Here is a 411-nt window from a genome sequence, read left to right on the forward strand (position 1 = left end):
TCAGTTGGCGGCGACGGTCTTGGTCGCGTCCTTGTGCCACGTATAGACGACGAACTTGAACGCCTTCAGGTCGCCCTGCGGGTCGTACGAGACCTTGCCGATCGGCGTGTCGAACGTGTGCTGGTGCATGTACGCGGCGACCTTGGTCGGATCGGTCGTCTTCGCGCCGGCGATCGCGTCGGCGATGATCTTCACCGCTGCGTAGGCAGGCATCTGGAACGGGCCGTTCGCGTCGCGCTTCTTGTCGGCGAATGCCTTCACGAGCGACGCGTTGGCCGGGTCGGCCGTGAAGTCGGCCGGCAGCGTGACCAGCATGCCTTCCGACGACGGGCCGGCGATCGCCGTCACGTCCTTGTTGCCGACGCCCTCAGGCCCCATGAAGGTCGCCTTCACGCCCTGCTCGCGCGCCTG

1 protein-coding gene is annotated in these 411 nt (G+C 66.7%); it reads right to left on the reverse strand.

Going from position 1 to position 411, the window contains the following annotated elements; all coding sequences use genetic code 11:
• A partial coding sequence (locus ACV229_RS40750) for an ABC transporter substrate-binding protein (RefSeq protein ID WP_448088683.1) occupies positions 1-411 on the reverse strand: 411 nt, incomplete at its 5' end.

It is taken from the genome of Burkholderia sp. MR1-5-21 (genome assembly GCF_053427715.1).